The sequence below is a fragment of the Domibacillus antri genome (genome assembly GCF_001936625.1).
GTDB lineage: Bacteria > Bacillota > Bacilli > Bacillales > Domibacillaceae > Domibacillus > Domibacillus antri.
This window is the reverse complement of sequence record NZ_MSDU01000012.1, coordinates 1-7,162: the sequence shown is the minus strand read 5'-3', so window position 1 is coordinate 7,162 and position 7,162 is coordinate 1. Positions and strand designations below refer to the sequence as shown.

Sequence of the window (7,162 nt, the reverse complement as noted above, 5' to 3'; positions counted from 1 at the left end):
TGTTTCTACATCATTATTTTGAGGTGACCTGGACGGAACCTGTATGATTCTGGTTAATCAACACGCGTGTTCCAGAATGAAAAAACTTAACAAAATGGTCATTTGTATTGTTTATTTTAACTTATTTAAAAGATGAAAGATATTTACAAATAACGACTATTCTTTACAAATCGACTCCAAGAACAGCTGATATAAGGTATATGCCCATCCGTTATTGTCATAATTCCATCTGTTACGAAGTATATTGTCGATAAAAACTTTATAACAAAATAGGTTTTTGGGTTTTGGAGTTTATTTTTCTGCTTGCTGCCAATTCCAATAAATCGGATTAAATGTACCATAGGCCAGAAACTGACCGTTTTTATGGAATTCCATAAATCCATAGCGCTCTAACCAGCGGTAGGCTGCTCTCCTTTTGTCATCATCAAACCGAATAAACAAATATTCATTCGGCTTCAATCGATACCGAAATTGAAGAATGATCTCCAATGCCTTCTTCAGCCCTTCAAGGCCGCCTTGGCCGGTCGATTTCTCCTTTTTCCCTTTCGGATTGTGATTTTTCCATCGGTTCGCTTTTTTCCGCGAATCCGTAATGATCATCCCCGCATTCCATACATACACCATTTGATTGGAAACGCGTTGTTTTTCGCGCCAAAAGTAAACGTGAACCATTTGTCCATTACTTAACGGTTCACAATATCGAACTTCGCTTTTTCTCCTCTTCACTAAATCACGCAGCCTGATCCCCTCCAAAAGATTTTGTCTTTATCTTGCCCTGGAATTCTCCAATCAATGATACCTGTTTTAAAAGTTCCACCTTTAGTGTATATTTTGTGCTGAACTGGTTAAACTGTAGATGTTCGATAATTTCTCTCAGCTCTTTAGTTCCTTCCCACCCTTTTCAGCCAGGTCAGCCTGGCTTTTTTTATGTCTTCATCCCTTCTTTTTATGACACTCTGTGTTCTTTCTTAATGAACCATTCATGTATAGAAAATAAAAGAGGGACATGCCGCCGCAAGTCCCTCTTCTTCATCTTCAATCCGAGAAAGTTTCCAAGAGCCTTTCACCGTTTTGGATGATTAATATGGATCTGCTTCATGTCCCATTTTTCTGGCTTTATCCACGGCACTGTCCGCTCCGGCTGATCCCGTATGTTCTTTTGCATTCATCTCTTCCATCGCTTTATCCAATCCTTCCAATACACGCCGGCCATATTCTTCATCCGCTTTGGTGAAATTTTCAATCATTTGTTTTTGAATTCTTGGATCACATACCTTCAGCGCATCCACAAGATTGCGGATCAGTTCATCTTTTTCCCAGTCTTCAAAATTGCGGTAAGTTTCCCCGGCCTGTCCAAACTCATTTTTCCGGTCAATCGGTTCTCTTACAAGCTTCCCATTGTAGTGCGGCTGATGTTCCTGTCCTTCCTGTTCCGCCTCCTTTAAGCCGTCGAGGAGAGAAGGCTCATAATTCACATGCGGATTTCGGCCCGGAGCCGTGTCCACACGATAGGCGCTTTGCCCATCGCGCTGATTCGTTGCGACCCGCTTTTGAGGGGAGTTAATCGGCAGCTGTAAATAGTTCGCCCCTACACGATAGCGCTGTGTATCTGAGTAAGAAAAAGTACGGCCTTGAAGCATTTTGTCATCCGAAAAATCCAGACCGTCGACAAGGACACCCGTTCCGAATGCTGCCTGCTCCACCTCCGCAAAATAGTTTTCCGGATTTTTATTCAGCACCATTTTCCCGACAGGAAGAAAAGGAAATTGATCTGCCGGCCACAGTTTTGTATCATCCAGTGGATCGAAATCGAGTTCTGGATGCTCTTCATCACTCATAATTTGAACACAAAGCTCCCACTCCGGATAATCGCCTCTTTCAATGGCTTCATAAAGGTCCTGCGTAGCATGGCTCGTATTTTTTGATTGAATTTCATCCGCTTCTTTTTGGGTAAGGTTTTTAATCCCCTGCTTCAGCGGTTCCCAATGGTACTTCACCAAAACCGCTTCCCCATTATCATTTACCCATTTGTACGTATTCACACCTGATCCCTGCATCTGCCGGTAGTTCGCCGGTATTCCCCACGGTGAAAAGAGAAAGGTAATCATGTGCGTGGTTTCTGGTGACTGAGAGACAAAATCAAACATTCTTTCTGGATTTTGAATGTTGGTCACCGGATCGGGTTTAAACGCATGGATCATATCAGGGAATTTTAATGGGTCACGAATAAAAAAGATCTTTAAATTGTTCCCAACCAAGTCCCAGTTTCCGTCTTCCGTATAAAATTTCACCGCAAACCCCCGCGGATCACGGGCCGTTTCAGGTGACTCCTTTGCGCCTGCCACAGTTGAAAAACGAACAAAAACAGGCGTTTGTTTTCCGGCTCCCTGAAAGACCTTAGCACGTGTATATTTTAAAACGTCCTCATCACCGGCTTTTCCATACGTTTCAAAATACCCATGCGCTCCCGCCCCGCGGGCATGCACAACACGTTCGGGAATACGCTCACGGTCAAAATGAGATATTTTCTCCAGAAAGTCATAGTTCTCTAAAGTCGCAGGTCCTCTATTGCCAACTGTTCTAATATTTTGATTGTCCGTAACAGGATGACCTTGGCGATTTGTTAACGTATCCTCGTTTTCGCCGGTACCCGTGCGGCGGCTGTTTAAATTCTGATCGTTTTTCATGATAATCCTCCCTCATGTAAATATTTGAATGACTTTTTTATTCATGCCCCTATGGAAAATGAAGTAAACATAAAAACACCGATTTATCGATCTCCCCCGCAGCTTACCCCTTTTAAACATTTGAGTTAAGTTTATTAATAGCGATACGGTATTTTTGATTTACTGATCGAAACACCGGTTAACCCGTTAAGTTCCAGAAAATGTTTTAACCCTTCTTCCGCAATATCGAGACGGTTCTTTGGACCAACCGTGATCCCTTGAATCGGAATACGCGTGCGTTCATTTGAAATCGGAATGCCGATATAAGGAATAAAAACCCCATTGCTTAAGCGGCAATGATAAAGGGGCTTCTCATTTTTTTCCGAATTAAAAACAGCGATTCGAAATTCTTCTTCCTGATGGAAGCTGTCATCCTTAAAGAACGTGGAATAGCACACCAAATTCGCAAAAATTCTTTTTGCGTTTTGAAAACGAAAATGACCTTCCCTATTATAGTAATCATGGTAAAAAAGCTTAAATAAATTAATGATTTCCCTCTTTAATAACTCAATCTGCCGCCCTTTGTTATACACAACAAAGTACGGATAAACAGCAAACTTACGATTTGGATGAGCGGTTCTTAAATTTTCTAAGAGAATTTTTGCGATTTCCGGATATTTAAACTCAATATTGTACCCGTCATTATTGGCATAATTGGACCAAAGGACATTGGAATCGCCATTTTTACTGAAGGAAAGGGTAAAAACCTCAAATGAAAATAAGTGGAGGTCAATCATCTGTTTAAACCAATCATGAAACAGCCGTTCTTCTATAACCGGCTCCTCCGTTAAAAATTCTTCAATAATGGACAAAACTAATTCCAGCGTATATTTGATTTCAAGCTTATCATTTAAAAATCCACTTTTTGACAGCCATATTTCCCCGCTTTCAACAATGCTTTTTACACCTTGTCCATTGCTGTAATGAAACAGAGAAATTGATCCTTCCACTAATGGCAGCTGGTCCCCTTCAAGTAAGTGAAGAAATGTCTCTATATCATCAATCCGTTTTACTTCAGAAAATTTCTTTTCCATTCTTTTCTCTCCTCCCAGCCTTCCCTTAATATGTACTGAAAGAAGTAAAAATATCTTCACATCGATACGCAAAAAAAAGCTGCAGCCTGGATATTGCCGGAGAAGAACAAAAACATCATCGATGTCACGTAAACATTATCAAAAATGGGGTTGAATCAATGCCACATGGAAGAACGATCACGATTCAATCAACAGAAAATAATGGAAAAACTTTTATTAAAATAACCGATTCAGGAGTAGAAATGACAGGGGAACCGCACCACGAAAGACCTCAGAATGGTCTCGGCACAATGGCAGTCCATAGTATTGTCAAATTCATGCGAGGAGAAATGAAAGTGGAAAGCGCAATCGGAAAAGGGACAAGTTTCACACTATTCATTCCGGCAGTTGAAAATGATCACTCTGCCAAAAACGAAAACGGGCCGCCATGAACGCATAAAAAATAAACAGGTCTATATGATCCGAATACAACAGGATATTCTCTATGCTGTATTCGGATGAATCGAATGTAAAAATGATATCGGGCCCTTTTAATTGAAGGAAACTCTCTTTTTTAAAAAGTGTATGAGAACCGTACCGGCTAAGGCGGCTGCTAAAATGAGTAAAAAAGCGGAATGTCCGATTTCAATATGAAGAAGACCCAGCATCATTTTCGCTGAAATAATGGCGATTAATACGTACGCTGTCGTTTCAAGCTCCGGTATTTTATCCATTATTTTAATCATTATACCGGCGGCCGTACGCATCATAAGAACACCCAGCATTCCGCCGAGCAGTAAAATCCAGATTTCCCTGCTGACCCCAAATGCGGCCAACACACTGTCAATGGAAAAGGCAGTATCCATTAATTCTACTGCTACGACCGTTCCCCAAAATGGTCCCAGCATCCGGATCAATAACCCTTTTTTATTCATGCTTCTCTGTTCCTCATCCGCGTGCGAAGGTTTGAAATGGCTGTACGCCATCCACGCTAAGTAGAGTGCCCCCAATAGTTCTGCCCACCAAAGCTGAATCAAAAAGACACCGAGACCGATCGCAATAAACCGGAACGTATAGGCGCCGAGAAGTCCGTAAAAAAGCGCTTTTTTTCTTTTTTCTTCCGGCAAATGCCGCACCATAACCGCCAGAACAAGCGCGTTATCCGCCGACAAAAGACCTTCGAGGAGCATAAGAGTTCCGATCAGGCCCCAGCTCACAGGATCCGATAGAACGTTTACCCACATCTCCATATCAAAAAAGGACGTATACGTTTTCAGCATGCTGTTGATGACATCCAATAGAAAGCCTACTTTCAATTAGTTTTTCGTTAAAGTCCTCTACAACATCCTTTTATTTCACTTTAATTTTCGGCATACGTTTAGATGAAGAATAGGTGATCATCCGCGGCTTTCCATCAGTGCGATGGCCCCCGGCCGCCTCCTTGAAAGAGTTTTTTACCTCACAAGAGTCCTTAGTATTGATTTTGCTTTTTACATCTGCCGTCACTTGACTGGCATTGTCAATGAGCTTTTCCGCTTCCTTTGTTAAACCATGTATGGCAATTCTAACTTCCAGAAGCGTGTAATTGATTTCTTTGAGCGTCACCATTCCTTTTCGCAAAGTACGGACCACATAAAAGGCTAAACAAATAAAGGCCCCTGCTGATCCGGCAATGCTCCATTCAATTAACATGCAACAGCCTCCTCTTTGATTCGTTTCATTTTATGTACAAGCGATTTTAAGAATACCTAAATTCCTTTTCTTTCATGCAAGGACTTTCTGCCATCCTATATTTCAGAGCGCTTTGTACAATCACCCATTGAGAGTCTTCATACGATATAGAAGGAGGAGGTGGAAAAGTGTATGGGCTATCCTAATGAAGCAGTACTCGACGGTCTTGGTTTCGGCTCCGGCTCTAAACTGCTCGTAATACTATTCATCATTTTGATCATTGGCGGCGCATACTTCGCCGGCCGCAGATCAGTCGTCAATCAAGAATCCTTTGATGGCGGTTATGGGGGATACTACGGGTACGATGGGTACGATGACGGATATACCGGATACGGGAATACCTACGGCGGCAGTGATTTTTACTAATGCGCAGACATCCATTTTTAGGGACTGGCAATAAGCAGCTGTCCCTTTTTTCCTATTTTGTTATACAGAAACACCCAAAAAATAAAACCATATAAAAGGAAATAAACTCCATAAAATCGGAATGATGAGTTCTTCCCTCTCTTTTAGTTTTCAAGCAAAGAAAAAAAGCGCTTTTATAGCGCTATGCGTTTTTCCTGAATGCTCTTCCCTCAGTATAGACAGCACATTTTGAGCAAACCTTAAATAATCTCTTGTCTTTGTACATTTTAAATAAAGGTTCATGTTTTCTTTTGCACAACGAACATTTATTTTTAGACAACCTAAACACAAAAGTATCCTTTATTGACTGCAAATATTCAAGCTTCGTCGCAATCATCCCTTCCACTCCCCTTTATCTATATAGTTATTATTTCGATAGAAAAAGAGTTTTACCTACCATAATCGTTCATCAAATAACGACAAAAAACGCTGCCTCATGAAGAGCGCAAATTTTTCTTCTCACATTTTAAATCGTTCTTCCACTTCTTTTCTAGTTTCATATTAGAGAGATCGGTCAAGAGATCTTTCACGGGATAGCGGTCCCCAGTCTGTTAAAAAATTAGGGTCGATGCTTTGAAGCTTTCCCACAGCTTTTTTTGTTTATTAATGAATATTCCAAATATGCTTTTCATATAGTAAAAAGGTGCATCAAAAAAGTTGAAGAATATTCATTATTACAATATGAAAGGGTGGATATAGTGCCTGCTCATTTAGTTCGAACAGATCAAGACTTTAAAAGATATACAGATATCTGGCTTCCGATTTGGATAGAAAGAGGCTACGAATTAGAGTCTTATACGATACCGGGAATTAACCGTTATATCTTTTTTGACATATATGGTGATTATGGTTCGGTGGAAATTATTCCTTACCAATTTAAAAAATCACCGATAAACGATAATTTCCCATTTAATCGTTACCTTTTTTTGAAAGATATGAAAACTGCCGAAGTAGATAAATTAGCCATAAAAAAGGACGTACAAAGCGTAAAAAAACTTCATGAAATCATGTCTTTTTTAACAAATTACTTTATATATAGCGGTTTTGATTGTTACATAGCATTGCTGAATCCCCAGGTATACGAAGCTTTTATATGGCGTTTTAAGATACCCATAACAAAGCTATCAATTCCAGATTTTGAAACTCCATATGTTCCCGTATTATTCAAAGTTGAAGAGCTAAAGAAATCTCTTTATTACGAAAGGATGAAAAGAAAAGCGTTAAAAATGTGGTGAATTTCCTTTATGATACATCTTTATTATTTTACCACGCGTGTTGATTATGAAT

8 protein-coding genes are annotated in these 7,162 nt (G+C 40.2%); 3 read left to right on the top strand and 5 right to left on the bottom strand.

Annotated elements, in window-relative coordinates; all coding sequences use genetic code 11:
- Positions 1-291: 291 nt before the first annotated feature.
- From BTO30_RS07040 to BTO30_RS07030, 3 genes are all read right to left on the bottom strand, one after another.
- Positions 292-726: a hypothetical protein gene (locus BTO30_RS07040; protein WP_143331924.1), complete on the bottom strand. Its 435-nt coding sequence runs from the start codon at positions 724-726 to the stop codon at positions 292-294.
- A gap of 353 nt (positions 727-1,079) precedes the next feature.
- Entirely contained in the window at positions 1,080-2,687 is a 1,608-nt protein-coding gene (locus tag BTO30_RS07035) for a catalase (RefSeq protein WP_075398020.1), read from the bottom strand.
- A gap of 134 nt (positions 2,688-2,821) precedes the next feature.
- Positions 2,822-3,760, bottom strand: coding sequence for a DUF2971 domain-containing protein (locus tag BTO30_RS07030; RefSeq protein WP_075398019.1), 939 nt, complete (start codon positions 3,758-3,760; stop codon positions 2,822-2,824).
- A gap of 35 nt (positions 3,761-3,795) precedes the next feature.
- Between BTO30_RS07030 and BTO30_RS07025 the strand changes: the two genes are divergently transcribed.
- Positions 3,796-4,191: an ATP-binding protein gene (locus BTO30_RS07025; RefSeq protein WP_083632331.1), complete on the top strand. Its 396-nt coding sequence runs from the start codon at positions 3,796-3,798 to the stop codon at positions 4,189-4,191.
- Positions 4,192-4,290: 99 nt separating this feature from the next.
- On the opposite strand, the gene BTO30_RS07020 is transcribed toward BTO30_RS07025, so the two are convergent.
- Together BTO30_RS07020 and BTO30_RS07015 are read right to left on the bottom strand one after the other, a co-directional pair.
- Positions 4,291-5,037 carry a TerC family protein gene (locus BTO30_RS07020; RefSeq protein WP_075398017.1) on the bottom strand — a complete coding sequence of 249 codons (747 nt, stop codon included), beginning with the start codon at positions 5,035-5,037 and terminating at the stop codon, positions 4,291-4,293.
- A 52-nt stretch (positions 5,038-5,089) separates the two neighbouring features.
- A complete protein-coding gene (locus tag BTO30_RS07015; RefSeq protein ID WP_075398016.1) occupies positions 5,090-5,431 on the bottom strand; it encodes a DUF948 domain-containing protein in 342 nt (113 codons plus the stop codon).
- Positions 5,432-5,602: 171 nt separating this feature from the next.
- Between BTO30_RS07015 and BTO30_RS07010 the strand changes: the two genes are divergently transcribed.
- A complete protein-coding gene (locus BTO30_RS07010) occupies positions 5,603-5,836 on the top strand; it encodes a hypothetical protein (protein ID WP_075398015.1) in 234 nt (77 codons plus the stop codon).
- A 737-nt stretch (positions 5,837-6,573) separates the two neighbouring features.
- The gene (locus tag BTO30_RS07000) at positions 6,574-7,110 is read left to right on the top strand and encodes a hypothetical protein (protein WP_075398013.1); all 537 of its coding nucleotides are present in this window, start codon (positions 6,574-6,576) and stop codon (positions 7,108-7,110) included.
- Positions 7,111-7,162: the final 52 nt, after the last annotated feature.

What these genes read in the sequence shown, in the direction of transcription:
- BTO30_RS07030 (WP_075398019.1), bottom strand. Translation starts at nt 3,760, where the DNA reads ATGGAAAAGAAATTTTCTGAAGTAAAACGGATTGATGATATAGAGACA.
- BTO30_RS07010 (WP_075398015.1), top strand. Translation starts at nt 5,603, where the DNA reads ATGGGCTATCCTAATGAAGCAGTACTCGACGGTCTTGGTTTCGGCTCC.
- BTO30_RS07035 (WP_075398020.1), bottom strand. Translation starts at nt 2,687, where the DNA reads ATGAAAAACGATCAGAATTTAAACAGCCGCCGCACGGGTACCGGCGAA.
- BTO30_RS07015 (WP_075398016.1), bottom strand. Translation starts at nt 5,431, where the DNA reads ATGTTAATTGAATGGAGCATTGCCGGATCAGCAGGGGCCTTTATTTGT.